The sequence below is a fragment of the Ruegeria sp. CDSC052 genome, assembly GCF_059610685.1.
In genome coordinates, this window is the sequence record NZ_JBXWOB010000011.1 from 83,947 (window position 1) to 108,296 (window position 24,350).

Below are 24,350 nucleotides of genomic sequence, written 5' to 3' on the forward strand. Positions count from 1 at the left end.
CAGATCAGCTTAGAAGTTGAACTGAGCACCAAAGTCGGCACGGATCTTGCCGTCGTCATCGCCGTCTTTGATCTCGCCAACTGCACCACGCAGCGATACACCGCCGCCCAGGTCATAGATGGCGCCAACACCGATGTTGCGGGTGTCGTCGTCAGCCGAACCGTCACCGTAAACCAGCTGCAGCGTGGTTGCCGCACCCAGATCATAGGCGACCGAGAAACCATAAGCGGTGCCGTCTTCGGCGTCGTTGTTGACGTCATCGTCAGCCACGAACAGGGTGCCGTAGAAATCGCCCAGTTCTGCACCCAAGGTCAGAACAGTCAGGCTTTCCTTGTCAACGCCTGCGCCTTCATCAGTTTCACCATATGCCAGCGAGGCGGTGAAGTTGTTGAAGGTGTAAGTTGCGCTTACGTCCCAGCGATCACGGTCGTCAGTGATGCCTGCGCCCAGGAATTTCGTGTCCTGGTCATAGGATGCCGAGAATGCCAGATCGCCAACGGTGTAGCGGAAGAACACAGCATTCGCGCCCGTGCCGGTTGAGCTGTATTCTAGGAAGGAATAGTTCACGCCCGAATACTGACCCAGGAATTCTTCCAGGCCCGGCTCGGTACCGAAGTAGTCATCCAGGTTGTCGAACGAACCCGAAACGTTACCGGCGTCAACACGCAGGCCGCCATAGATAACCGAGAAACGGGCGCCATTCAGGCCAGCTTCGTTCTGCTCGCCGGTGCTTGAATCGTCATCCGCCTGCAGACGAACACGGCCCTGGAATTCAACGCCGCCATCTGTTTCGGCACTGGCGTCGATGTTCAGACGAAAACGCGACACCAAAATGGTATCGTCGGTCGAGGCGTTGTTCGAATTGACCGCACCAGACGCGGTCGTTGTGGTGGTGGTTGCTGAACGGTCTTCTTCATAGCCCAGACCAAAGCGGCCATAGCCGCTGAATTTGACTTCCGCGGCAGCAACACTGGCGGTTGCAATCAGCGCGGTCGATGCGATGAGTACGTTTTTCATGGTTAATCCATAAGTTTTGAGAGGAGTAGTGCCACCGAAGCGGCGGCTAAATTCGTCGAATAATTTCAACATGGGCACAATAGCGAGACGGGATTTTCCACGCCCTCTGCCTGCAACGGTGTTGCCACTTTGCACCGGGCAAAAAGGCCGCAGGGCGTAGATATTCAAGCTTTTCGAGCACTTTGTTCGCTCATTGGAAACGTTACAAAAATTTGAACGCAAAAAAGCCAGACCACCTCTTTAAACCGGGAATTATTGACAGGTCGCATGATTCAGGGATTCTCGGTCCCTACCCCTGTTGTGACTGCAGCCCAATTTCAGGTGAGTCGCAATCTGAGAGTCCGCATTCCGGGAATTGCCACGCCCAAGGGCACGCCCAGTCACACAGCATAATGCCCAGCCGCGCTTCGGGTCGGATGCGATCCTGCTACGGCATCATATGCTAGTTGCTGTTATAGAAAAATGACAGGCTGCGGCTGACACCGCCAGGGGGCAACGGGAAAGGTGACGCCGCACGAACCTGCGCCTTGGCAGCGCGGTCGACTTCGGGGGATCCAGAGCTGTCGACCACATCGACAAAGGCCAAGGTGCCATCCGGGTTGATCTGAAAAAAGACTTGAGCGAAACCGCGTGCCGAAACATAGACCAAAGGCGCCCGGTTCAGATGCATGAGCACACGGCCAGCATAGTTGGTTTTGGTGGAATTGCCTGGCCCCCTTCCCCCTGAACCTGCACTGGTGTTGCCGCGTGTGAACGGGTCAATTCCCGCGCGTTTGTACTGCGACAGCGGGGATTCGACTTCTTTCTCTGGGAACCGCAGATCACTGAAATCGTTGGAGCCCGGCAAGACGCCCTGCGGTTTGGAACTAGGTCGTTGATCCGGTAGCTTCGGACGCACCGAAGAGGTTAGTGCCGTCGCTGTCTCTTCTTTCGCCTCAGGTTCGGGTTCGGGCTCGACAAGTGGGATGTCGACGTCGGGTATGTCAGCTATCAGCGGTATGTCGGGAACCGGCGATGGCTCGGGCGTGGGAACTTCGGCCGGGGCCGGGTCAACCGCTGCCTGTTCTTCGGCTTGCACCGGGCTGGCCTCGGGCACTCCTTCGGGTGTTTCGGCCTGCTCACTGGGTTCGGCCTGAGGCGTGGAATCTTCGTCCTGGCTGGCGGCTTCATTTGCGTCCGAAGGTGTCTCAGATGTGGTTTCCGACGGCTCAACCGTTTCCGTCACAACCGGGCGCACGATTTCGGACTTGCCCAGATCGGGTGAAGGGACCTGCTGAGGGTTATCAGAGGCGACCAATGCTTCGCTGACCGGCACTTCTTCGGGTTCGGGTGCCGGTTCGGGCTCCAGCGGCTCTTCCGGTTCCGGTTCGGATTCGGGGGCGGGCTCGGGCTCAACCGGGTCCGCAACGACATCGGCAATCTCTTCGAACTCATTGCCCAGCGCGATGGCATCGGCCGGGCCTGCGGGTTCTGCGGTTTCCGTCAGATGGGGCGCTGTCACGCTCAACCCGCCTAAGTGAATCAACAGCGACACCAGCACCGCAATAGTCGCAATGACAACCGAGCGTCTGATCATTCCAGCGCCTTTTCGGTCACGACAAAGACCGACGTCGCCCCCAACCGCCGCAGAGTCCCCGTCACCTCGATCAGCCGGTGGCCCGGTGCATCCCGGTCGGGCACGATCCGCACCGGCGCGGGGTCGCGGCCGGTCATATAGGCTTCGGGGGTCATCGGCTGGCCCCGAAAGCTGAGCAATCCGTTCTTGTGCAGAACCAACGCGTCGGGGGGCTCACTGCCCTCCAGTTCTGACGTATCAACAAGCTGCAGATCCGGATCCAGCGGCGGCGCTATCGTTCCGGTGATCAAAAAGAAGATCAGCATCAGAAACACGACATTGATCAAAGCAATGGTCGAATCGCGTTTGCGGCGGGGTCGAATATTGCGGATCATCGCCTCACTCCAGCACCAGAACGCTCAACCCGTCACGGCCACGCAACCGTACCAGCAGATTGACCAGCCTTTGCGAGGTTGTATCGGGGTCGAGGCTGACCAGGACCTGACCGGTGTTCACCTGTTCGACCACGTCGTCCAATGTGACCGGCACACCGTTCAGGATCAGGCGCTCTGATCCCAGCTGCAGAAACACCCGCTGACCCGTAACTTCGTCGGTCGAGGCGCCGCCGGTCGCACTGCTCAATTCGATCTCGGCATATTTCGAGAAGGTCGAAGTCAGCATGAAGAAAAGCAACAAAAGGAAAATGATGTCGATGAGCGGCGTCATCGACATTGGCCGTCGCACAAATGGTGCCCGATTACGCATGATCTGCTGTCGTTGGGACAGCGGCCATCTGGGCAGGGTCTGACGATCCCCGCCCCGGAACAAGAACGGTCCTCAAGGCCTTGTCGGCGAAAACCCGTTCGCGCGCAGTGCGACTTTCGAACCAGGACAGAACCATCGAGGTCGGCATCGCCACGGCCAGACCAACCGCTGTGGTGACCAGCGCTACCCAGATACCGCCCGCAAGCAGCGAGGGATCAACCGACGATCCGGCAGTCTGAAGGCTCTGGAACGCTTCGATCATGCCAAGGACGGTGCCGAACAGGCCCAGCAGAGGCGCCAGCTGTGCCACGGTGTCCAGCAGGCGAAAGCCGCGTTCAAGGCCCGCCAAGGCCAACCCGGCCTCGGCATCCAGCCTTTGGTCCAGCCCGGGCATGATGGGCGCATCCATGGCAGTGCTGACTAGCGGCGCAAGATAACTGCGGCTTTCCGCCAGCTTGGCCCTTGCGGCTTGCGTGTCACCTGCATCCCAGGCCGCAAGCGCCTGGGACAGGATCTTGTGCCGACCGACACCGGAAACGGTGAACTGCCAAAGCTTGTACAGCGTGACGGCCAGCGTCACGATCGACATGGCGATCAGGACCGCAACCACCGGCCCGCCAAGGGCAACAATTTCACGCAAAGCATCAAGCGGGCTCATCTGAGAAACTCCACATCTGTTCGGTTGTTCAGGGTCAGGGCCGCGTCGCACAGATCGCTCTCGGCGCCTTCGACCGTACATGTATTGGATCCGTTGATTAGAATCCGGCCAACATCGCCGCAGCTCATGTCCGCGATGCTGAACTGCCGCACCCGTAGACGACCTGCAGGAATATCGCGGAATTTATACAGCGTCAGGCTGACAACATTGCCCTGAGCGTCAAAGACAACGGCTTCATAACTGGCGGCCTCAATCTCGGCACCGGTTTGATTTTGCACCAGAAATGACAATCGGCAGTTGCCGTCGACCTGTTGCAGATTGTTCAGTTCCATCAACAGCCCAGCGCTAGGGTCCTCGGCGGATTGCGCAAGGGACATGGTTGGAATGCCAAGACAAAGGATCGCTAGTTTCGCCAGGCGGAAAGACGTCACAGGTATTCTCCCGGTAATTCAATGAAGACATCGAAGGCCGGCGTTTCGGTGCTGGCGCGTTATTCTTTTATCCAAGAGCTATGGCCCGCGAAAGGGCTCGCGACGCATTTGTGACCAACCGGCATATTTACGGCCATCCGGTCAGACCACTGGTTTCCGGCCGGATTAACCTGAACCCCTGAGGCCTTGTACCTGGTGCCAATTAACCTCGGACCGACCGAAATTGCGTCTGAGTGGTGCGACCACACCGGGCTGGTTCCGATTTGACAACAAAACCATTCATTTGGGAGGCTTGACCGCAATATCATAGCAATTCGGCCTGACATCTGCCACACTTGTTACCAAATTGGTCTGATACCACGTCAATCTTTTGGATTCGGCGCGATATTGACGCGAAAGAGGCATGCAACGATGTGCCGAAGAAGTACCAGGGGGCAAGCGCTGATCAATGACGACTGTCATCGGGAAATCCACACGCCTTTCAACTATTCTGCAAAACGCCGATCTACATGACTTCAGCGCGCGGTTTCTCGAAGAAGGGATAGACGACGTAATATTGGACGAATTGACAGACCCGGAACTTCGAGATCTGGGTTTGACTGTCGGTCAAAGGAAACGTTTTCGGCAAACACAGGCAGAACTGAAGCTTCAGGAAGCGTCCGACAAACCCGCAATGTCCCGTGTGGCCGAACGGCGACAGCTGACGCTTGTATTCTGTGATCTGGTCGGGTCCACGCAATTAGCACAGCGGCATGATCCGGAAGAGCTGATGCAGATCATGAATCTGTATCTGGACACCGCCATCGGCACGATGAAACAACACGGATGCCACCTGGCTTATAAGCAGGGCGATGGCATCATGATGTATTTCGGATATCCGAAAGCCACTGAAGATGATACCGAGCGCGCGGTGCGTGCGGTTTTGGAAACCATCGAAGCGGTTCAGAATCTGGAAAACAAGTTCGGTGAAAACCTGGACCTGCGCGCGGGAATCGCAACCGGAGTTGTCGTTGTCGGGGTTGTTTCCTCTGCCAGCCTGGGAACACAGGATTTCATTGTTGGCGAAACGGCCAACCTTGCTTCACGCCTTCAGGGATTGGCCAATCCCGGTGAAGTTGTCGTCTCGTCCGAGACATGGCGCCTGACAAAAGGGGCCTTCAACTTTGAACCGCGCGGCAATCACGAATTGAAGGGATTTGATGGTGAGCGCTCGGTCTTCCGCGTTATTGACGAAAAGATCGCCGCCAGCCGGTTCGACGCGCGCACCGGCAAGTCCACGGTCAAATTGGTTGCCCGCGAAGACGACCTGACCGGCCTGACAGGGCTTTGGGATCATGTGCTGCGCGGATCGGGTCAGGTTGCGCTGGTTGGTGGCCCGGCCGGTATCGGGAAATCGCGGCTGATCAATTCCCTCAGCAAAACGCTGGGACAAAGGCCTATGACCCTGCAATGTGTCCCGCATCTTGCCAGTTTGCCCCTGCACCCGCTGCGTGCCGAGCTTCGGCGGTTTGCAGGGGATGAGACTGATACCGACAAGGTAACCGAGTCGATCAGGGAATACGCGAAAAACGCCTCTCGTTTGACCGAAGAAGATGCTGCGCTGCTATTGGATTTGGCCGGGTTTGAAACTGACGCTCCGGTCGAACCCGATCCGATCAAGAAAGCCCGCAAATCTTTGGACTTGCTGATCCGCTGTGCCGGGAGCATCTGCGATGAACGCGGGTCATTGCTGTTGGTATTCGAAGATGTGCACTGGGCGGACGCAACCACGCTGGATGCCTTGGACGCGCTGATCGACGCCTTGGACCAGTTGCCCATCCTTGTGGTTCTGACGCACCGCCCTGAATACGAGCCTCCGGAACATTTTGAAGGCCGCGCGTCAATCGTCGAATTGACACCTCTTTCGGTTCTCGAAGCGTCTGAACTGGTGCGCCGTGTTGCCGTACCGCGCAGCCTGCCGGTCACTTTGGTCAGACAGATTGTCGAAAAAGCCGATGGTGTGCCGCTTTATATCGAGGAAATGACCAAGGCGGTTCTGGATCAGCTGCCGCAGGACGTGCCCATCGACGCCGGGGTAATGGGAACCCTCAGTATTCCCGCAACTCTTCATGACTCGCTGATGTCGCGGCTGGACCGGATGGAAAATGCGCGACCTGTAGCGCAGTTGGGATCCGTGATTGGCCGCAGCTTCACGTCGGCGATGATCCATGCGGTAGCGCCCAAGGAAACGGATGTGGAATCGGCATTGATCCAACTGATCGGTGCAGGTCTGGTATCCATCACCAGCGAAGCCGGGGCGCCGACTTACACGTTCCACCATGCGCTGGTGCAGGACACAGCGTACCAGTCGCTTTTACTTGAAGACCGGGAACAGATTCACCTGAAAATCGCCAAAGAATTGCTGGCCGGTCACAAGGCTTTTGGTAACCCGACACCGGATACCGTGGCGCATCACTGCGATCTAGGCGGTCTTAAGGGCGAGGCTGTTACCCACTGGGTTCTGGCGGGTGAACAGGCCCTCAGCCGCCTTGCGAACCTACCGGCGATTGCCGCTTTTCAGGCCGCATTGCGCAATATCGAAACGATGCCCGGCGGTCCCGAACGAGATGGGGTAGAGCTTGGCGTTCAGATGAATGTGTTGCCTGCGTTCATGGCGATACACGGTTGGTCATCCACACAGGTTGGGCAGACCGCAGCCCGTGCGATGCATCTTGCACAGGCGCTGGGTGCGGGCGAAACCCTGTTTGCCGCGACCTTCTGCCGATGGACGCATTTCTTTGTGTCGGGCCAGATGAACCGCGCACTTGAGATGGCGCAGGCCCTTGACGGCATGGCCAGCCTTGCACCGGATCCGGTTACAAACGTCCTTGCTGCTCGAGCGCTCAGCTATACTCATTATTTCCGCGGCGAGTTCGCCGATTGCGAAAGACAGCTTGAACGGGGCCTTGCCCTGATCACGCCCGAGCTTGACATGGCCATGATGCCGATGACCCAGTCCTCGACCAGCGCGTCGTTCTTTGCCATTCAGGGCTGTCTTCTGTGGCAGCTTGGCAAATTCGACGAGGCCGAAGAGGCCCGCCTGAAGTCGATCGAAATCAGCAAGCCGTTCGAACACGCCCCCAACCTTGTTTACATTATGGGCGCGTCGTCGATGTTCCTTCCGTATGCGGGCGAATGGGACTTGCTGGACGATACGATGAACGAAGCGCGTCGGATCGCGGACGAAGAAGGGTTCCTGTATCTTCACGCAATGCAGGATATCTATCTGGGTCTGGCTCAGGCGGGCAAAGGTGACGTGATCGGGGGGGCTGCTCGTGTCGGGACCTATATGGACCTTGTGTCCCAGGCTGGCGGCAACTTTACCTTCCCGCAAAACCAGATTGTCCTGTCCGAGCTGTTGATAGATCAGGGTCATATCGAGGACGCCCTGAACCGGCTTGAACATGTTTGCACGCCCGGGTGGGACCGTGGAGAGATGTTGAACAAGCCGGAATATCACCGTGTGCGCGCTAAAGCATTGGCCGCCCGTGGCGACCTTGACCAAGCTGTCACTGAGGCAAATCAAGCCCTGCAGCTTGCACGTGACATCGGGGCAGTTGTTCAAGAGAAACGCGCTCTGGATTGCCTGAACAAATTTGCTAAAACGTTATGAAATTAGATAGCTGCCAGATTTAACCGCGCAGTGCCATCCAGAAGGGGGAGACGATGACCGAAGCACTTGAATTGGACCAGCAGCAGTGGGACGCTGTGAACAAGGCCGTCCACGATGAAGCGTTGCGCGCGCGTATTGCTGCCAGTTTTCTGCCGCTCTACGGCCCGCTACCGGCTGATACCCAATCGGTTCCTCTGAACAAGCTTGAACTGGTTCCCGAAGCGACCGGTCCAAAGATGCGCTTTGGCGTGAATGATTTTGATACGACGCGGCTGTCGACAGTGTCCGTGAACGTCCATGTCAAAGGCGCACAGCTTGCAGATCCCGAACTGGCCGCCGCGCTGATTATGTTCCGCCGGGCGGCTGCCATTGTCGCACGGGTTGAGGATGAGATCATTTTTAACGGTCAGGCCGGCACCGGTGAAGGCCCCCAACCCGCGCCCGGCGCACCCGTCACGCTGCCCCCGGTTTATACCGTAAGCGGTGGTGGAAAATACGAAGGCCTGCTGGAAGCGGGGGAGGCACAACCCATTTCCAGCGGTTCCAAGAAAAAGCCTACCGGCCCCGAGGTTTTCGAGGCCGTGGTTGCGGGGATCAGTCAACTGGAATCCCTGGGTCATCTTGGACCCTATGCCTGTGTGATGGGTAACGGCCTGTTCCAGGCGGTCACGACACCGATGGAAAACTCGATGGTCCTGCCCCGCGACAGCATTCTGCCATTTCTGGACGGGCCGCTGCTGCGGTCTGGCGCATTTCCGGTGAACAAGGCCGTGCTGGTGTCTTTGCAGGGCGCACCGGTTGAGATTGTTGTGCCTTCTGACATTGCGGTCAAATATCTGCAGACCTCGGCAGATGGCGATCATATCTTCCGCGTTCAGCAGAAATTCCGCCTCAGGATCAAAGAAGCTCAGGCTATCTCGACCATCACGTGCTGACCGGCGCGATGGGTATGCGGGAATTCAGCGACGGCGGGGTCACCCTGCGCTGGTCCGAAGCCGCCTTTCAGGCCGCCACCGGGGTACAGCGGGTTCTGGTTGAGGCCGGGCCTGCGATATCTCCGCATGACACGCTGCGCCTGTTCTATCGCGAAGGGGGCGGACCTGAACGGGCTGTCCGTGGGTGGCCACTGGGTCAGGATCCACAATCGGGGTTGCAACAATTTGCAGCGGCCCTGCCCGTTCCCGCTGTGGGAAAACAGATGACCTGGCGGCCGGTTCTGACCTCGGGCGGGCGCGATTATGACCCCGGAAACGCGGTCGCGCCGAAACCAGAAGATCGCGCGCCAAAACACGAGACATCCAGTCCGGTGCTGGATCATATCGCCCATTTTGAGGTGCCGTTTTCAGGCAACTTCAACCCATCGGGTGAAACTCCCGATGGCATATGGCTGCATTTTGCGATCAAAGAGGGCGGTACCGTGACCGGCCCGAACCTGAACGGAACGATCGAGCCCGTGGGCGGAGACTGGATGCGCGTGCGCCCTGATGGCGTGGGTATTCTGCATGCCAAGGCGCTGATCAATCCGACAACCGGCGGTGCCCCGGTCATGTTCGACGATACCGGGATCTGCGATTTCGGTACGGATGGCTATGCCGCCCTTGCCAAGGGCAAGCTGCCACCCAGTGCCCCGGTTCGGCTGGCGCCCCGGTATCTGACCTCGAATCCGCGTTATATGTGGATCAACCGTCTGCAGGGTTTCGGAATCGGAGAGGCCAGCCTGTCCGACATCACCCTGCGATTTGACGTCTATTCCGCGAAAGGAACATCCGATGGCTGAAAAGGTGGTCATATTAGGCGGAGGCGTCGGCGGGATGAGCGCCGCGCATGAGCTGATCGAACGGGGTTTCGAAGTCGAAGTGTATGAGCGTCAGCTTATCGCCGGCGGCAAGGCCCGCAGCATTCCGGTGCTTGAAGGCGAAGACGATCACGGTTCGAAAGAGGAACATATCAGAGCGCTGAAAGACTGGATCGGGATGCACGGCTATGACCTGCCACCCGGTGTCAAACGCCCCTGGTTGCCCGGTGAACATGGGTTCCGGTTCTTCCCTAACTTCTACCGGCACATCACCAATACGATGTCGCGCACGCCCTATTATGACAAGGGCACCTGCTACGACAATCTGGTTCCGACAACCCAGGTATTGGTCAGCCAGTTCGACCACCCCGGTATCATCGTACCCGAGCGGTTTCCACAATCGCTAAAAGAGGTCGCCAATGCGCTCAAGACCTTTGCCTATACAATCTCGCCGCGCAACGAAATCGACTTTGAGGATATCGAACATTTCATTGGTTGCATGTGGCGCATTGCGACCTCGTGCAAAGAGCGCCGGTTCGATGAGTATGAACGTATCGGCTGGTGGGAATTCATCGGCGCCGCGGAGCGGTCCGAAGCCTATCAGAAGTTTCTGGCAATCGGCCTGACCCGGTCACTGGTGGCGGCCAAAGCGACAACCGCAAGCACCAAGACCGTCGGCGATGTCGCCATTCAACTGCAGCTTGGGATCGCAACACCCGAGGCGACCAGCAACAGGCTGCTGAACGGGCCAACCAATCTGGTCTGGATTCAGCCTTGGCTGGAATATCTGAAAAGCCGGGGTGTGGTGTACCATTTCGATTCCAAGGTGACCGGGATTGAATGCCGAAACGGCCGAATTGCCAGCGCCACGGTTGAACAGGACGGCACGCAAAAGCAGGTCACCGGTGATTGGTTCATCAGCGCCTTGCCCATTGAACGCATTGCACCTTTGGTGACGCCGGCCATGACAAAGGTAGATCCGGGTCTGGCCAAGCTGCCATTGCTTGCCGAAGACGTGCAATGGATGAATGGCATACAGTTTTACCTGACCAAGGATGTTGAACTAGCCCATGGCCATGTGATCTTTATCGACAGCCCTTGGGCGCTGACGGCTGTTTCGCAAAAACAATTCTGGTCCCAGATAGATTTTGAAAACTGGGCCGATGGTAAGACCAAGGGATTACTCTCGGTCGATATTTCCGAATGGGACAAGCCGGGCACGAACGGAAAAACCGCGCGCGACAGCTCTCGTGAAGAAATCGCCAAAGAGGTCTGGGAACAGCTCAAACGCAGCCTGAACGTTGATGGCAACATCGTCCTCAGGGATGAAGAACTGCATTATTGGTTCCTGGATCCCGACATCGTTGAGGACCCCGATCATCCTGCCCGAGAAAGCAATGTCGAACCGCTGTTGGTAAACCGCATTAACAGCTGGCGGCTGCGGCCCGAAGCGGCGACGCTGATTCCGAACTTTATGCTTGCGTCCGACTACGTCCGGACCAACACCGACCTGGCCACCATGGAAGGCGCAAATGAGGCTGCCCGAAGAGCCGTCAATGCCATCCTACGGCGCAGTGGTTCTGAGGCGCAGCCCTGTGAAATCTGGGATCTGCATGAGCCCGACATCCTGCAACCCCTGCGGGCCTATGACTATGCCCGATATCAGGCGGGTGAGCCCTGGGATGAACGCTTTGCCATCGCTGTCGAGGCCGCTTTGCGCATGGGACAAGACGCCACCGGCACCAAACGTGGTGGGCAAGGACCGCTGGCCGCGATTGGTCCGCTGACGGCCGAATACTCCAAGCCCGGCGGAATTGTCGAAGACCCTGCGATCTCGGACGCGTTGCGCATGGTCGCGGCACCTCCTGAGCTCTATAATCTGATGGCCGCGCATCTGCCGGGCCGGGACACACCGATCCCCGGCGCGGACTTTGCCGAAGATCTGGCGATCGGCATTGTTGAGGCGACCTCACCGCCAACCGACACGTCCGGTCGCAAAGTCATCATCACACAGAAGGGCTGACAGGTGACTGTTCCCAAGGCGCAGCCGGCATCCGCAGCCACGCAAGGCTTCCTTGAGCAGCTGACGCGTTATGGCGATCAGGCGCGCAAGGTACTGTTGGACAAAATGCCAACGGGTGAGCCGCAAGCCTATCTCTATGGGCCTATGCGGGACTATATCGAAACCTCGGGCAAAGGGCTTAGACCTGCCCTTCTTCTGGCCACGTGTGAAGCATTCGGCGGAAAAGCCGAGGATGCCGAAATTGCTGCTGCGGTCATCGAATTGCTGCACAATGCATTTCTGGTTCATGACGATATCGAAGACCTCAGCGATTTCCGACGGGGTCGGGAATGTATGCACAAACGTCTTGGTGTGCCCTTGGCGATCAATATCGGCGACGGCATGCAATCTCTGGCGCTAAGCCTGCTGCGCCAGAACCTCGGCCCTCTGGGCCCGATGACCGGCGCGCGTGTGGTGGACGAATTTGATCACCTGCTGAAAGAGTCGATCGAGGGCCAAGCCCTTGAATTGGGATGGATAAAAGACAATCGCCTTGACCTCAGCCCGTCCGACTATCTGACCATGTGTCTGAAGAAAACCTGCTGGTACAGCTTCATTCACCCGATGCGTATAGGTGCCCTGATCGCGCGCCCGGACGATGTCGCCTCCGGGGCGCTGAATCTGGATGACTTCAACGCGTTCGGCTTTTTTCTGGGGGCCGCCTTTCAGATCCAGGATGACGTTCTGAATCTTGTGGGAAGCCAGGGTAAATACGGCAAAGAGATCGGTGGGGATATCTACGAAGGCAAACGCACGCTGATGCTGGGACGTCTTGGGGCGCAGGCGGATCGGCAGGAACAGTCCCGACTGTCAGAGTTTCTAGAAAAGCCAAGAACGGCCCGTTCGGAGCAAGAGGTCGAATGGGTATTGGCGCGGATGAACCACTATTCTTGCATTGAATATGCTCAGGCCGCAGCAAATGACCTGCTTGCGGCGGCCCGTCGGGAATTCGATGTTGTATTTGCAAATACCAACGCGGCGCCGCGCGCGTTTCTTGGTCAGTTCATGGATTATCTGGTGGCGCGTCAGGTCTAACACTCGCCCTATTTTTTTGTAGATATTCAATATCTTAAATTTCGAAATCCCGTGAATCCACCGCCGAATCCAATACGCATTCCTTTCAAGTTTGTCATTTACTAAACGCTGTAGGCTGTGCACATTGAGCTATGCCTTATTTCGAGCGAAAACCATTTGTCAGCGCTCTCCGCACGGCCACCAAGGCCGTTCCGGAGCAGGATACACTTCCGATATCTCAGATCGCACGGGGCATTCTGAATGCGGAAAACAGCACCACACAACAACTGGACGGACCCTTTCACTGCCGCAAGCCCTGCAGGCCCGGTGAGACAGGAACCATTCTGTTGTCCTTTGCTGCACCTGCCGGAGCAGACGTTGTCGACTTGCAGTTCGAACCGGGCGACATGATCAGCCGCGACGGCAACGTGTTGCCAACCGACAAGATGAGCATCCAACCTTCCGCAGTCCGTATTCCCCCGGGACAGGCCGTCGACGTTGCCGTAAGCCTCACCATTCATGATCTGGCAGAACCCGGCCAGTATCAGGGGCGCGTATACACCAAAGGCAGCGAAAACACCGCCATCGTTGTCACCTTTGAGGTTGTAGCTGACTAAAGTGATCCTGCCCCGAAGGTACGGTGCAGTATTGCCCGTGGTCGGAGTTTTCTATTTCGATTGCACATATGCAGAAAATAGCTTCGAAAAATATTTCGATTTGTAATCATCTGCCTCATACGAAGCTGGCACCGGGCGAGGCTAAACATGCGCCTCATAGATAACTTAACTATTCCTGCCATTGGGCTTTTAGGTGCCACAGCCAACGTGAATGCCGAGCAAGAACAAACAGCTTTTTAAATCGGGTGAGATGGGTCGCCTTGGCACAAAATTCGACCAAAAGATTACCGGCAAAACGATATAAACTGCTGAGCAACATCGACGCGCGAAGCGAAATGACCAGCCAGAATTGTCCCCTGTCTCTCGCATACGGAATCGAAGGCGGTCAGGCATCGCGCTTTGCTTCAGCCACCTCACGCAACCAAAAAAATGACGATGCCCTGAACCCAAATTGCGCGCACTCGGAATTGCCGCGATTGTCCGATTTGAGAACGCGCTTCTGCTCGATGCTCAACCGCTCAAATCTTCTACGGCTTGGCGCACAGCAGCGATCATCTGCGGCGCCAAACCGTTGTGACCCAGTCTCTCAATCTCCTCAAATTGAAGCTTTCCAGCTTGGGCAAAGGCACGGGCAGGTTCAATCGGGCAAATTAGGTCATCCGCCCCATGGATCAAACGATGTGGGAGTACGGCGATTGTATTTGGATCTCCGGGGCCGGTAGCAGGTAGGAAGAAATTATTAAGCCAGTACCAAAGGTACACGCGGGTGCGATTTATGTCGCTTTGGGTGACGGCTGCCGGAAGCCGCACAGTGCCGGGTTGCGGTCCATGAAACGCATTTTCAAGGGCCATCACACGGCGGGCTGCCTCACGTGCTTGCGCGTCATTGTCTTCCATACGGGCAAACCATGCTTTGGCAGGATGGAGCTGTTCAGTCTCATCGAGAGGATCGAGAAACAGGCCACGCGCACGCTGCCCGGCTTCGAAACGCTTTGCCCTATCGCGCAACATCCACTGGTCCATTGAAGGACGGCAGATATGCGTGCTGCGCACGATCAATGCGCGTACCCGATCAGGATGAGCGGATGCGTAGGCCAATGCCAGTGCGCCACCCCATGAACCACCCAGCACAATCCAATCTTCATATCCCAGGGTCATCCGGATGGCCTCGGCATCGCGTAGGGTGTGCTGAGTCGTGTTTGCTGTGACCCGACCAGCTCTGCCCGACAACCCTGTTCCGCGTTGGTCAAAAAGAACCACCCGATGGCGGTCGGCGTCGAAATAGGCTGTGTGCTGCGGGTTGAGACCCGACCCTGGCCCCCCATGGAAAATGAGCGCGGGCGTATCGCCATGCCCCCAAATCTGTACGTTCAAGCCGTCTATTGGGACAGGTTTAAAAGTGTTCATCGGTAGGACTGCGACCTCCTTTATCATTATCTCGCGACTGTCTTACTGGTGATGCTCTTCAACGAAGTTCGACGCGAAAGCCAATACGCCACGATGGCCAATACCCCGCAGATTACAAAGGTGAGCTGCATCCCGTTGGCAATCGCTTCAGCAGATGCTGCCTCGACGGTGCGGGCCCCGATCCCAAAGGAAAAGACCGTCCCCATGACAGAGGCGCCGAAAATAAGGCCCAGATTGCGCGACAAGCCAAGCAGCCCTGAAACTGTCCCCCGCTGATCTGCCCGAACCCCCACCATGATCATGGTGTTGTTGGCGGCCTGAAACAACTGGTATCCCGGTGTCAGGATGCTGATAGCGCCAATGTAACCAATGACACCGAATGCGACTGGCAGGACCGCAAGCGCAAAGGTCCCGGTGGTCAGAGCAATGAGCCCAAGCGACAGAACACGCGCCGCCCCCCATGCATCCACTAGCCGACCCGATGGGACGCCGAGGAAGATCGAAATGATTGGTCCGACCGACATGACAAGCCCCACTTTCGCCGCGCTCAGCCCAAGAGACTGCCCCAGAAAGAAGGGGCCTATCAGCAAAGTGGTCAACATCACATTTGCCACCAGAAAATTTGCTGCAAGGCCGAGGATAGCGCCGCTCTTTCGCAGTGCAGTTAGTCCGACCAGAGGTGTTATCCCAGAGGAAACACTTGCGGGCAAAAGCCGAACGGCCAAAACGGCCGTAGTCAGGCTCATCGGCACCAGGACAAAGAACACTCCTTGCCACCCGAGTTTTCCAATCAGCACCCCACCCAACGAAGGTCCCAGTGCAGTTCCGACCGCCGACATCGTGCCCAACAGGCCCATGGCTTGCCCGACACGCTCTGTTTCAAAAATATCGCGAACAAGTGCGACGGTCAGCACCATGAGGAATGCAGCGCCCATTCCCTGAAGAGACCGCGCGGCACTCAACACCTTGAGATTGGGCGCCAAGCCGCAAAACGCAGAGGCCAGCGCGAAAAGTATAAGCCCGAAGATCAGCATCTGCTGTCGTCCAAAGCGGTCCCCAAGTCGTCCAGCCAGCACAGAGAACAGCGTCAGTGTCGCGAGATATGCGATCACCACCCATTGCACTTGATGTACCGGCGCCTTCAGGTCCTGGGCGATTGCAGGCAAGGCAATATTGGCAATGCTGGTGCCCAATGAGGCCAGCAGCATGGACAGGGAGAAACACAACAAAGCGCCGGGTCTCGTTGTCTTCAATGCATTTGATTTGATGTGCACCACTATTTTCCTCTTGTCGGAATCGCTACAGAAGGCGACGTTACGAATTCAAGTCGACTTGAGGTCAAGCATGAAACTTTTGGATATAGGCGAGGTGTCGAAAAAGACCGGCACCCCAACTTCAACGCTGCGTTACTATGATGAGCTTGGCCTGATTTCGTCTGTTGCGCGGCACGGGCTTCGTCGGCAGTTCACGCCGGATGTCTTATTGCAACTAGCCCTGATCTCAATGGGCAAATCTGCGGGGTTTTCACTTGAGGAAATCTCGGGGATGTTCGGCCTTGATGGATCTCCGAATATCCCCCGGCAAGAGTTTCACATTCGTGCGGATGCGCTGGATCGGCAAATCCGCGAGCTGACGGCGCTGCGCGATACCCTGCGACATGTGGCGGATTGCCCGGCGCCATCGCATTTGGAATGCCCAACATTCAGACGGCTCATCGATCTCGCCCATCACCGGGGCACGAAGAAAGCCAGTGGCAGGTAGCGGCAAGCCAACTACGAATTTTTGGTATACCGCTGAGGGGTATGGTCGGCCCGCACCATTGGATGCAATGCCGATATGTAAGTATCCGAAATACACTAATTCAGATCGAAGTGAGCGGCCAAACTGTCAATTATCATATCAAGGACTTGGGCGCGGTCCGTTCCCCCAGGATCAGTGCAAACAGGATCGTCCTGCTCTTCGATCAAAATCGTTTCACCGGCGGGCTTACATAATCCAAGCGCGGTGAAATGCATTGCGGGCGCGATCGTCATCACAGACGCCTGAGGAACCAGCGCCTCAAAATTGCTTCCCAGGGCACTCGTGTCTGTTGCATTCAGCCTGCCGGCCCCGTCACCCAATCCAATCAGAAAAAGCGAGGCTGTCACGTCCCGCACGTCCTTACGCGCAAGATCCCAAGTTAGTCCCGGATCAATGGCTGCGACGGCACTGACCCGTGGATCCTTGTAAGAAGCCTCATATTTTTCCTGGTCGATTGCGGTTACATCGACGCCCTCTGCCGTCAGCTTTGCGCAAAATTGTGACCCTGCCCCTGCGGCCTCGCAATAATCGAAAAATCCGTCACGATTGCCCTGGACGCCCGCAAGCGAAAGGGCTGTCCAGCCACCATAAGAGAAGCCCGTGGCGTAGATCCGTGAAGTGTCGATGAGGGGGGCGAAAACCGGGTCTTGCAGAGCGTGATCCAACGCGGCGGACATGTCCTGGGCGCGGGTCCAATGATTAAATGCGGTATCGAAATCCAAATCTAAGGTCGTGCTGCCTGGATGGTTTACTGCCACTACGATTGCACCGTGCGAGACCAACCCCGCACTAAGCCACGCCATTCGTGCATAATTGCCGCCCCATCCGTGTGAGAGAAGAACAACCGGATGTTGCCCTGGCACCGGCTTGGCGTTTTCGACTACTTCTGTTCCATAGAACACTGCATTTTCTGCAAACATAGTCTGGCGCTGACCTGCCGCAGGGAACATGACAGCCATTTGCATGTCCTGATCATGATGAGGTGCGGCAATCGTCAATTCGACGAGGCCGACATCTTGTGCAGCAATTTCCGTGCCCGCCGAAAGAGTCATGACGAGGGTAAGAAGAGGAAGTTTCATGGCGCGCCTTTTTTGTAGGGTGGCATTAGTGTCGGCCTACATTCAGACGCTGTCGGGATTTCATACGACCTGAATCCGGTTTAAGGTCGCGCAGATCAGGATTTAGGTCCTATGACAGACGAAAACGGACCCCCCTGATGCCAGTTCTACCGATCCCAATGATTACTGCCCTGCTGCTTTCGGGCTTTCTTTTACATCGCTTTCTGACCCGCAAAACCCATCCCACGCTTTTGGTCCTCATCGGATGTTGCGCAGCACAAAGTGCGGTTATCGCGCTTGTGCAATATTATGGCTTTACGGGTCTCAGGATCGTTCAGCCCATTCTTGCGACTGTAATTGCCGCATCCGCGTGGCTGTCCTTTCGTCAGGCCTCGGTGGGTTATCTGCGCAGACAGGACTTGTATTTGCATGCGGTAGGTCCGGCCCTTGCGATAAGTTTTCTGGCAACCCGACCCGAAGCGCTGGACGTGTTGATCCCCTTTCTCTTTGCGGCATACGGTATCGCCATCGCGTCTATGCTCTTGCGCGGCGAAGATTGTTTGCCCCATAGCCGCTTAGAAAACGGGCGCATGATTGTTTGGGTTTGGCGTGTTCTGGCCATCGCTTTGATCGCCTCAGCAGGCAGCGACATATTCATTGCAGTCCGCCTTGCATCAGGAGACACCGAGGTCTTGCTCTGGCTGCCAAGCCTGTTTTCCGCAATCACATTGCTCATATTAGGGGCGCTCAGCCTATCGCATGCAATCGAAAGCCAGAGCATTGGTTCTGACACGCGCGATGCGTATTCCAAGCAAGATAAAACCCGTGACACCGCTATTGTCGAAAAGCTCGACGCCTATATGGAAACACATAAGCCATATCTCGATCCCGATCTCACACTGGCCCGGTTGGCCCGAAAGTTGCAGGTTCCAGAAAAGCAGCTTTCAAGCGCAATCAACAAAGGCAAAAGCGAGAATGTGTCTCGCTACATCAATAGGCATCGGATATCTCACGCTTGCGCCGTAATGAAGACTGGAAAATCGGTGACCGAGGCGATGCTGGCCAGCGGGTTTAACACCAAGTCGAACTTCAACCGCGAGTTCTTAAGGGTGATCGGCGTCAATCCGCGTCGCTGGTTGAGGTCTCTTGTGGAAGTGCCCGATGAAAGGGTCAAAACCTAAGACGTTCCGGTGTACCAAGCATCCTTGCCACAGCTGCCGAACCTTGATTTAGGACATCGGCGTCAGAGCCGTGAAAGCCGTCAAACAGTGAGAATCCGATCTCTATTCTGTTTTCTGTCAGCATGATTATATTACTATCAGGAAAAACTGATGCTATGGTAATCCGAATAGAATTGGGTATTGCGCCGCGCCTGCTTGCAGAACCGGTTTGGACACGTGTAGCAAGACGTTGAAAGAATGAAATTGAAAAAACGCGACAAAGAAATGGCAGCAAACCTGACGCAGGACCCACATTCCGTTCGTTCGGGTGACAGAGAGAAAGTTCTTGAAGTTGCCATCGGCCGCGAGGTTCGTGCCTTTCGCAAACAGCAGAACATAACGGTCGCAGAGCTGGCCCAGTTGACCGGCCTGTCGATTGGCATGCTGTCCAAGATCGAAAACGGAAATACGTCGCCGTCCTTGACGACTCTGCAATCGCTGGCGGATGCGCTTTCGGTTCCTTTGACAAGCTTTTTCCGGCAGTTTGAAGAACGCCGCGAGGCGGTTCATACAAAAGCAGGAGAAGGCGTCGAACTGGAGCGTGAAGGAACACGTGCGAACCATCAGTATAACCTGTTGGGACATATTGGTGCCAACGGATCCGGCGTGATCGTAGAACCGTATCTGATTACCCTGACCGCTGAATCAGATGTGTTCCCAACTTTCCAACATGGCGGGATCGAGACGATTTACATGCTGGACGGTGAGGTGGATTACCGCCACGGGGACCAGATTTACCCGCTAAAACCCGGCGATACCCTGTTCTTTGATGCAGATGCTCCGCATGGGCCCGAACGGCTTGTCAGTCTGCCGGCGCGGTATATATCAGTGATCAGCTATCCGCAGACAAACTGATCGGTTTGCGCAATAAGAAATCTGTGGGTCTGTCATAACCTTCGCGACTGCCCGTGCTTACGATCGTGAACCCCAGCCTCGAAAATACGCGATGGTTTTCAGTAAGTTCCACGCGTGTTTCCAGTTCCAGCGCAGGTAAGCCAAGCTCTGCAGCACGGCGTACAGCATGATCCACCAACCTGCGGCCGATACCCTGACCCCGCAATCCATCCTTCACCGCAAGCTTTCCAAGGTACAAACTGTCGGGCTTGGGCGTCAGAAACATACACGCGAAAAGTGGTCGCCCAACGGCCCAGATTTCGCCGCCACCCTGACAATGCACCTGCATTCCTTCCACGTTCAGACTATGGATAGAAGACGGAGGGTCGATCCGGGCATCCATATACTGAAATGACGCGCGAAGCAGCGCAAGCACGTCATACAATGCAAAATCGTCACTCGAGATGAGCCAAGGCGCTTCGCCCGGGTCAATCATATGAGTTGAGAAATTTCGCAAGTCTCGCTTACTTAGACAAAGGTGGTTCCGTTTCCAAATCCGGCCAGATCCCCGGAGACGTGGGCAACCCGTCGTCAAACTGGCTGAGATAGTCCAACATCATGGGGCGGTTATCGATGAACCCTTTATAGGTTGCCAGCTCGACCGGCAGGTCCCGGATGACCCGATGCAGACGACGGCCCCATTTGGGTACGGTCATCAGGTCCTGAAAACTACACAGGTAGCAGCGGATCGGGAACACCAGGGCGTTGGAACGCGGTAGGCGGAAAAAGGTTTGCAACTCGACCCGCAGATACTGTTTGTGCGCTATGTTTTCAGGTGTCAGCGTCGTCTTCTGGATACCCCATTTGTGATAGTTTTCCGGGCTGGTATCCAGCAGCGGATTCACTGTCATAGTCCAATTCAGACGCCGTGCCGGGGCACCCTGTTGAATGTTCAGCAGGAATTTCAGGGCGCGTTGGAAAATGCCCATTTCATGGGCTTTGGGAACCGGCGCGTGCCATTCGAAAAAGTTCATTCCGATGTCAAAATCCAGGCTCCAATCCGCTTGGGTCGTCACCATTCCCGCGTCCATCCACAGCATCTCGTCACGCTGATCCAGCACGGCGAAATCACCCTGTGCCTGACGGGTGATGTATTCCATCGGCCCGTACGGAAGCGTTGTTTCGTCCATGAAGGTAAAGCTGTGATCAATGCCCATCGGTTTGTTGACCCAGCGCCACTGGTTCCCATTGCGATGCAGTTCGAACAGATCGGGATAGTCTTCGGATTTGCTGACCATGATCAGCTCCAGCAAGTCCCAACCGGCCAAAGTCATATGCGGCAGTGACTGGCAGCGCAACGGATCCTGATCCAATACCATGGCGCGGTCTTTCATCTCGGACACATAGTGTTCGTCGACGTCGAACCGCATCTCGTAGACCGATCCTTTGGGCCCGCCGCGATGCTGTTCCATGTTGACCGAATACATATAGCTGTCTTCGTGAAACGGAAACGGAAAGCGTTTGATCGCCCAGTCCGAGTTGTGAAACGTATAGTCATCGCGGAAGGATTCGTCGTTGAATTGAATGGTCATGTTGGGCCTCCTCTCAACGGTCCAGCACGAGGGACTTGCCCTCGAAGCGCGATACACAGGGCATGATTTTCTTGCCCGCGGCCTTTTCTTCGCCGGTCAGCCAGTGATCGCGGTGAACGAAATTACCTTCATGGTCGAGCACAACGGTTTCGCACTGACCGCAGGCCCCACCGCGGCACAGATATGGTGCGTCCACGCCTTCACGTTCGATGGCCTCCAGCAGGCTTTCGTTTTCACCCACATGAATGACCTTATCCGATGCCGCCAAGCGCACCTCGAACGGTTTGCCGGGCTGAGGCGCCAGGAACTCTTCGTAGTGCACGCAATCTTCGGGCCAGCCTTCGGCGGCAGCCGTGTTTCGGACCCAGTCGATCATGCCCTTTGGACCACACACATACACATGCGTTCCCAGGGGTTGCCCGCTGAGCAGATTTTTCAGATCAATCGCCTGGCTCTGATCGTCATAGTACAGATGGGTTTCGTTCGGATGTCTGTCTGTCAGTTGCTCAGCATAAGATGCCAAGGCAGTGTTTCGGCACGCGTAATGCAACTCCCAATGCCCGTGCAGCAGTTCCAACTGTTTGATCTGAGCCAGAAACGGGGTGATCCCGATGCCACCGGCCAGAAACAGATGCTTGCGGGCGCGCAAATCCAGTGAAAACAAGTTGACCGGATAGCTGATGGTCATCTCGTCGCCCAGCTTGACCTGGCGGTGCATGAACAGCGAACCACCCCTGCCCTCATCATCGCGTCGAACCGAAATTGTATAAGATGACTGATCAAACGGATCCGACATCAACGAATAGGGGTTAAGCCGTGTAATGGCACCATCCTGCATTTCGACCACAGTATGTGCCCCGCCCGAAAAGGTTGGTAATGGCGCGCCGTCGATACGTTCGAACCGGAACCGCGTCACCAATTCGTTCAGCGGAGTGATCTCGGTCACCTTGACCTGAATTTTCTCAGCACCGCTCATTCGTAAATCCCCTTCGACTCGGGCACATTACCATGATCCTCGGCGTCGATACGGACGCCCTGATAGGCGGCAAGACGGCGGGAGTAGTGATCGCGCACAAACAGGTTTAGGCCGCAATGTGAACAGACAAACGGGTCAATCTCGACGTCTTCGGTGATGCCTTTGCAATGCACGCATTGCATCCGACGGGCGACCGATCCGCGATGTTCGGTCTGGATCGCCGTGTGTGGCAGACCCACAGCCATCACTTCATTCATGGCCTGCCCCATCATGCCTTCGGTGCCGGTCAGGTAGACCTGCAATCCCATATGCGCGTCCTCCAGAACCCTGCGAATGCGCGGCAGAGACGCCTCGAAAGACGGGCCTTCATAGAATTGAGCAGGGTTCAATGCCCTTAGCTTTTCCGCGAAATCGGTGCCTTTCGGGATATAGATCAGATGGGTTTTGGCCATCAGGTCAGGTGTTGCGATGTCGAGAATGGCTTCGGCCCCTTGGGCCTCGGCTATCATGAGATGATGTTCGCCCTGGCGAACCTCTAGCGCGCCCCAGACCGGGCGGCTTGCGATTGACTTGGGAAATTCGAACTTTGACATTGTGCCCTCAATAGGAAAAGGGCGCCACGGTGTGTCCGTCGCGCCCCCTGAAACTCAGCCCTTTGCGGTTCTGATCGATTTGTCCTGATCGTAGAACGGCATCTCTTCCGCAGTTGCCGTTATTTCTGTCCCATCGCCGTTGCGCACCGTCAGCTTGGTGCCGGGTGATGCACATGCGACCGGCATCCGCGCGATACCCACATTGTGACCATTGATATCAGAATACATGCCGAAGGTGACAACGCCGACTTTCTCGCCGTTTTGCAGCAGATCCGCGCCTTCATCCGCCGGGGTCGTGCCGTTCAGTTTGACGCCATAGATCTTGAACCGCTCTTTGCCTTGCGATGCATAGTGGTTCTCGGCACCGATAAAGCCGGTTTTTCCAGGTGAGACAGTGAAATCCAGGCCCAGTTCCCACAGTGTATCGCCGCAGGTATCGCCATCGAACGGATAGGTTTCGGAATTGTCGCCGGGGTAAAACAGCAGGTAGCTTTCGGTGCGCAACAGGTCGAGCGTCGAGAACTGGACCGGGACGATGCCCATATCCTTGCCATCAGCCAGAATGCTGTCCCACAAATGCACGGCGTGCTTGGCCTGACAGAAGATCTCATACCCGCGCTCACCGGTATAGCCGGTCCGCGAAATCATCACCGGGCAGCCATATAGCTTGGTCTGCATGATGCCGAAATAGGCCAGATCGCGAATTCCGGGGATGTGCTTAGCCAGGAAGTCTACAGCCACCGGACCCTGCAGCGACATGTCATGCATGTCATCATCGAAGATGACCGAACAATTCTTACCCGCCGCCACGGATGTCAGCTGCTCCATTCCGGTGCCTGTGCCATGCACCACCAGCCACGTGTTCACCGACAGGCGATAAATGATGCAATCATCAACAAACTTGCCTTCGGCATTCAGGATCGAGGCATATGTCGACCGCCCCGGCATGATCTTTTCGACGTTCCGCGTGGTGACACGATCAATGACATAGGCGGCATCCTCACCAACCACGTGAACCTTTTTCAAGCCGGAAACATCCATAAGACCAGCTTTGGTTCGAATTGCTTCGTAGTCAGCTTTGGCACGTTCAGGGCTCTGGTCATAGAACCAAGCAGTCCCCATCCCGTTCCAGTCTTCAAGCTCGCCGCCGATCTGGGCGTGGCGCTGCGCAAGGGCCGACGTCCTCCAAAGAATGGCCATGGTTCGGTTCTCCCGTTGATCGTTTTTGTTGCCCATATTGAGGCCGATGTTGGGTTGAAAATCAACACTTGTGTGCAGAATTTTTTCCTGTTGGGAATATTTGC

Annotated in this window: 23 protein-coding genes; 9 read left to right on the forward strand and 14 right to left on the reverse strand. The window is 56.3% G+C overall.

From position 1 onward, the window contains the following. Positions 1-9 precede the first annotated feature (9 nt). The 6 genes from AC2FIM_RS16045 to AC2FIM_RS16070 form a co-directional block, all read right to left on the reverse strand. Positions 10-1,017, reverse strand: a complete 1,008-nt coding sequence (locus tag AC2FIM_RS16045) for a porin (protein ID WP_142638522.1) — start codon at positions 1,015-1,017, stop codon at positions 10-12. 442 nt (positions 1,018-1,459) lie between these two features. Continuing rightward, a complete protein-coding gene (locus tag AC2FIM_RS16050) occupies positions 1,460-2,593 on the reverse strand; it encodes an energy transducer TonB family protein (protein ID WP_271951794.1) in 1,134 nt (377 codons plus the stop codon). Further along, the gene (locus AC2FIM_RS16055) at positions 2,590-2,967 is read right to left on the reverse strand and encodes an ExbD/TolR family protein (RefSeq protein ID WP_271951792.1); all 378 of its coding nucleotides are present in this window, start codon (positions 2,965-2,967) and stop codon (positions 2,590-2,592) included. The genes AC2FIM_RS16050 and AC2FIM_RS16055 overlap by 4 nt, the downstream gene beginning before the upstream one ends. 4 nt (positions 2,968-2,971) lie before the next feature. Beyond that, positions 2,972-3,337 (reverse strand): biopolymer transporter ExbD, encoded by a 366-nt coding sequence (locus tag AC2FIM_RS16060; protein WP_271951790.1) that lies wholly within the window; start codon positions 3,335-3,337, stop codon positions 2,972-2,974. Then, positions 3,330-3,995: a MotA/TolQ/ExbB proton channel family protein gene (locus AC2FIM_RS16065; protein ID WP_271951788.1), complete on the reverse strand. Its 666-nt coding sequence runs from the start codon at positions 3,993-3,995 to the stop codon at positions 3,330-3,332. The genes AC2FIM_RS16060 and AC2FIM_RS16065 overlap by 8 nt, the downstream gene beginning before the upstream one ends. Beyond that, positions 3,992-4,426 carry a hypothetical protein gene (locus AC2FIM_RS16070; RefSeq protein ID WP_271951786.1) on the reverse strand — a complete coding sequence of 145 codons (435 nt, stop codon included), beginning with the start codon at positions 4,424-4,426 and terminating at the stop codon, positions 3,992-3,994. Before AC2FIM_RS16070 ends, AC2FIM_RS16065 begins: the two co-directional genes overlap by 4 nt. Positions 4,427-4,874: 448 nt before the next feature. Here AC2FIM_RS16070 and AC2FIM_RS16075 point away from each other — a divergent pair, with 448 nt between their 5' ends. The 6 genes from AC2FIM_RS16075 to AC2FIM_RS16100 all read left to right on the forward strand — a co-directional run bounded on the left by AC2FIM_RS16075 (position 4,875) and on the right by AC2FIM_RS16100 (position 13,566). After that, positions 4,875-8,078: an adenylate/guanylate cyclase domain-containing protein gene (locus tag AC2FIM_RS16075; RefSeq protein WP_271951784.1), complete on the forward strand. Its 3,204-nt coding sequence runs from the start codon at positions 4,875-4,877 to the stop codon at positions 8,076-8,078. A gap of 53 nt (positions 8,079-8,131) precedes the next feature. Beyond that, the gene (locus tag AC2FIM_RS16080) at positions 8,132-9,013 is read left to right on the forward strand and encodes an encapsulin (RefSeq protein WP_271951782.1); all 882 of its coding nucleotides are present in this window, start codon (positions 8,132-8,134) and stop codon (positions 9,011-9,013) included. A gap of 14 nt (positions 9,014-9,027) precedes the next feature. Next, positions 9,028-9,855, forward strand: a complete 828-nt coding sequence (locus tag AC2FIM_RS16085) for a DUF3237 domain-containing protein (protein WP_281995742.1) — start codon at positions 9,028-9,030, stop codon at positions 9,853-9,855. After that, entirely contained in the window at positions 9,848-11,896 is a 2,049-nt protein-coding gene (locus AC2FIM_RS16090) for a hydroxysqualene dehydroxylase (protein ID WP_496678489.1), read from the forward strand. The genes AC2FIM_RS16085 and AC2FIM_RS16090 overlap by 8 nt, the downstream gene beginning before the upstream one ends. A gap of 3 nt (positions 11,897-11,899) precedes the next feature. Beyond that, positions 11,900-12,970, forward strand: a complete 1,071-nt coding sequence (locus AC2FIM_RS16095) for a polyprenyl synthetase family protein (protein ID WP_221929491.1) — start codon at positions 11,900-11,902, stop codon at positions 12,968-12,970. A 131-nt stretch (positions 12,971-13,101) separates the two neighbouring features. Further along, positions 13,102-13,566: a hypothetical protein gene (locus AC2FIM_RS16100; RefSeq protein ID WP_142638504.1), complete on the forward strand. Its 465-nt coding sequence runs from the start codon at positions 13,102-13,104 to the stop codon at positions 13,564-13,566. A 510-nt stretch (positions 13,567-14,076) separates the two neighbouring features. Here AC2FIM_RS16100 and AC2FIM_RS16105 read toward each other — a convergent pair. Continuing rightward, a complete protein-coding gene (locus tag AC2FIM_RS16105; RefSeq protein ID WP_496732163.1) occupies positions 14,077-15,000 on the reverse strand; it encodes an alpha/beta fold hydrolase in 924 nt (307 codons plus the stop codon). Further along, complete coding sequence (locus AC2FIM_RS16110) at positions 15,000-16,247, reverse strand: MFS transporter (RefSeq protein ID WP_496678494.1); 1,248 nt, start codon at positions 16,245-16,247, stop codon at positions 15,000-15,002. Before AC2FIM_RS16110 ends, AC2FIM_RS16105 begins: the two co-directional genes overlap by 1 nt. 70 nt (positions 16,248-16,317) lie before the next feature. Between AC2FIM_RS16110 and AC2FIM_RS16115 the strand changes: the two genes are divergently transcribed. Then, a complete protein-coding gene (locus AC2FIM_RS16115) occupies positions 16,318-16,734 on the forward strand; it encodes a helix-turn-helix domain-containing protein (RefSeq protein WP_496678496.1) in 417 nt (138 codons plus the stop codon). Between the two features lie 95 nt (positions 16,735-16,829). Here AC2FIM_RS16115 and AC2FIM_RS16120 read toward each other — a convergent pair whose 3' ends face one another. Continuing rightward, positions 16,830-17,852, reverse strand: coding sequence for an alpha/beta hydrolase family protein (locus tag AC2FIM_RS16120; protein WP_496732165.1), 1,023 nt, complete (start codon positions 17,850-17,852; stop codon positions 16,830-16,832). A 137-nt stretch (positions 17,853-17,989) separates the two neighbouring features. Between AC2FIM_RS16120 and AC2FIM_RS16125 the strand changes: the two genes are divergently transcribed. Beyond that, on the forward strand, positions 17,990-19,012 hold the full coding sequence (locus AC2FIM_RS16125; RefSeq protein WP_496708239.1) for a helix-turn-helix domain-containing protein: 1,023 nt from the start codon (positions 17,990-17,992) through the stop codon (positions 19,010-19,012). A gap of 237 nt (positions 19,013-19,249) precedes the next feature. Next, a complete protein-coding gene (locus AC2FIM_RS16130) occupies positions 19,250-19,906 on the forward strand; it encodes a helix-turn-helix domain-containing protein (protein WP_185956716.1) in 657 nt (218 codons plus the stop codon). Here AC2FIM_RS16130 and AC2FIM_RS16135 read toward each other — a convergent pair. Genes AC2FIM_RS16135 through AC2FIM_RS16155 form a run of 5 tightly spaced genes read right to left on the reverse strand, consistent with a single transcriptional unit; the run spans position 19,884 to position 24,246 of the window. Beyond that, on the reverse strand, positions 19,884-20,381 hold the full coding sequence (locus AC2FIM_RS16135) for a GNAT family N-acetyltransferase (RefSeq protein WP_496678502.1): 498 nt from the start codon (positions 20,379-20,381) through the stop codon (positions 19,884-19,886). The two genes, AC2FIM_RS16130 and AC2FIM_RS16135, sit on opposite strands and share 23 nt — an antisense overlap. 28 nt (positions 20,382-20,409) lie before the next feature. Next, a complete protein-coding gene (locus tag AC2FIM_RS16140) occupies positions 20,410-21,477 on the reverse strand; it encodes a heme-dependent oxidative N-demethylase family protein (RefSeq protein WP_142638490.1) in 1,068 nt (355 codons plus the stop codon). A 13-nt stretch (positions 21,478-21,490) separates the two neighbouring features. Beyond that, positions 21,491-22,453, reverse strand: coding sequence for a PDR/VanB family oxidoreductase (locus tag AC2FIM_RS16145; RefSeq protein WP_281973362.1), 963 nt, complete (start codon positions 22,451-22,453; stop codon positions 21,491-21,493). Further along, on the reverse strand, positions 22,450-23,046 hold the full coding sequence (locus AC2FIM_RS16150) for a dimethylamine monooxygenase subunit DmmA family protein (RefSeq protein ID WP_271951766.1): 597 nt from the start codon (positions 23,044-23,046) through the stop codon (positions 22,450-22,452). Before AC2FIM_RS16150 ends, AC2FIM_RS16145 begins: the two co-directional genes overlap by 4 nt. Positions 23,047-23,100: 54 nt before the next feature. Next, positions 23,101-24,246 (reverse strand): aminomethyl transferase family protein, encoded by a 1,146-nt coding sequence (locus AC2FIM_RS16155; protein ID WP_142638484.1) that lies wholly within the window; start codon positions 24,244-24,246, stop codon positions 23,101-23,103. Positions 24,247-24,350: the final 104 nt, after the last annotated feature.

Excerpts from the sequence above, each read along its gene's own strand:
- AC2FIM_RS16045 (WP_142638522.1), bottom strand. The coding sequence starts at position 1,017 with ATGAAAAACGTACTCATCGCATCGACCGCGCTGATTGCAACCGCCAGT.
- AC2FIM_RS16050 (WP_271951794.1), bottom strand. The coding sequence starts at position 2,593 with ATGATCAGACGCTCGGTTGTCATTGCGACTATTGCGGTGCTGGTGTCG.
- AC2FIM_RS16055 (WP_271951792.1), bottom strand. The coding sequence starts at position 2,967 with ATGATCCGCAATATTCGACCCCGCCGCAAACGCGATTCGACCATTGCT.
- AC2FIM_RS16060 (WP_271951790.1), bottom strand. The coding sequence starts at position 3,337 with ATGCGTAATCGGGCACCATTTGTGCGACGGCCAATGTCGATGACGCCG.
- AC2FIM_RS16065 (WP_271951788.1), bottom strand. The coding sequence starts at position 3,995 with ATGAGCCCGCTTGATGCTTTGCGTGAAATTGTTGCCCTTGGCGGGCCG.
- AC2FIM_RS16075 (WP_271951784.1), top strand. The coding sequence starts at position 4,875 with ATGACGACTGTCATCGGGAAATCCACACGCCTTTCAACTATTCTGCAA.
- AC2FIM_RS16080 (WP_271951782.1), top strand. The coding sequence starts at position 8,132 with ATGACCGAAGCACTTGAATTGGACCAGCAGCAGTGGGACGCTGTGAAC.
- AC2FIM_RS16085 (WP_281995742.1), top strand. The coding sequence starts at position 9,028 with ATGCGGGAATTCAGCGACGGCGGGGTCACCCTGCGCTGGTCCGAAGCC.
- AC2FIM_RS16090 (WP_496678489.1), top strand. The coding sequence starts at position 9,848 with ATGGCTGAAAAGGTGGTCATATTAGGCGGAGGCGTCGGCGGGATGAGC.
- AC2FIM_RS16100 (WP_142638504.1), top strand. The coding sequence starts at position 13,102 with ATGCCTTATTTCGAGCGAAAACCATTTGTCAGCGCTCTCCGCACGGCC.
- AC2FIM_RS16105 (WP_496732163.1), bottom strand. The coding sequence starts at position 15,000 with ATGATAAAGGAGGTCGCAGTCCTACCGATGAACACTTTTAAACCTGTC.
- AC2FIM_RS16115 (WP_496678496.1), top strand. The coding sequence starts at position 16,318 with ATGAAACTTTTGGATATAGGCGAGGTGTCGAAAAAGACCGGCACCCCA.
- AC2FIM_RS16120 (WP_496732165.1), bottom strand. The coding sequence starts at position 17,852 with ATGAAACTTCCTCTTCTTACCCTCGTCATGACTCTTTCGGCGGGCACG.
- AC2FIM_RS16125 (WP_496708239.1), top strand. The coding sequence starts at position 17,990 with ATGCCAGTTCTACCGATCCCAATGATTACTGCCCTGCTGCTTTCGGGC.
- AC2FIM_RS16130 (WP_185956716.1), top strand. The coding sequence starts at position 19,250 with ATGAAATTGAAAAAACGCGACAAAGAAATGGCAGCAAACCTGACGCAG.
- AC2FIM_RS16135 (WP_496678502.1), bottom strand. The coding sequence starts at position 20,381 with ATGATTGACCCGGGCGAAGCGCCTTGGCTCATCTCGAGTGACGATTTT.
- AC2FIM_RS16140 (WP_142638490.1), bottom strand. The coding sequence starts at position 21,477 with ATGACCATTCAATTCAACGACGAATCCTTCCGCGATGACTATACGTTT.
- AC2FIM_RS16145 (WP_281973362.1), bottom strand. The coding sequence starts at position 22,453 with ATGAGCGGTGCTGAGAAAATTCAGGTCAAGGTGACCGAGATCACTCCG.
- AC2FIM_RS16150 (WP_271951766.1), bottom strand. The coding sequence starts at position 23,046 with ATGTCAAAGTTCGAATTTCCCAAGTCAATCGCAAGCCGCCCGGTCTGG.
- AC2FIM_RS16155 (WP_142638484.1), bottom strand. The coding sequence starts at position 24,246 with ATGGCCATTCTTTGGAGGACGTCGGCCCTTGCGCAGCGCCACGCCCAG.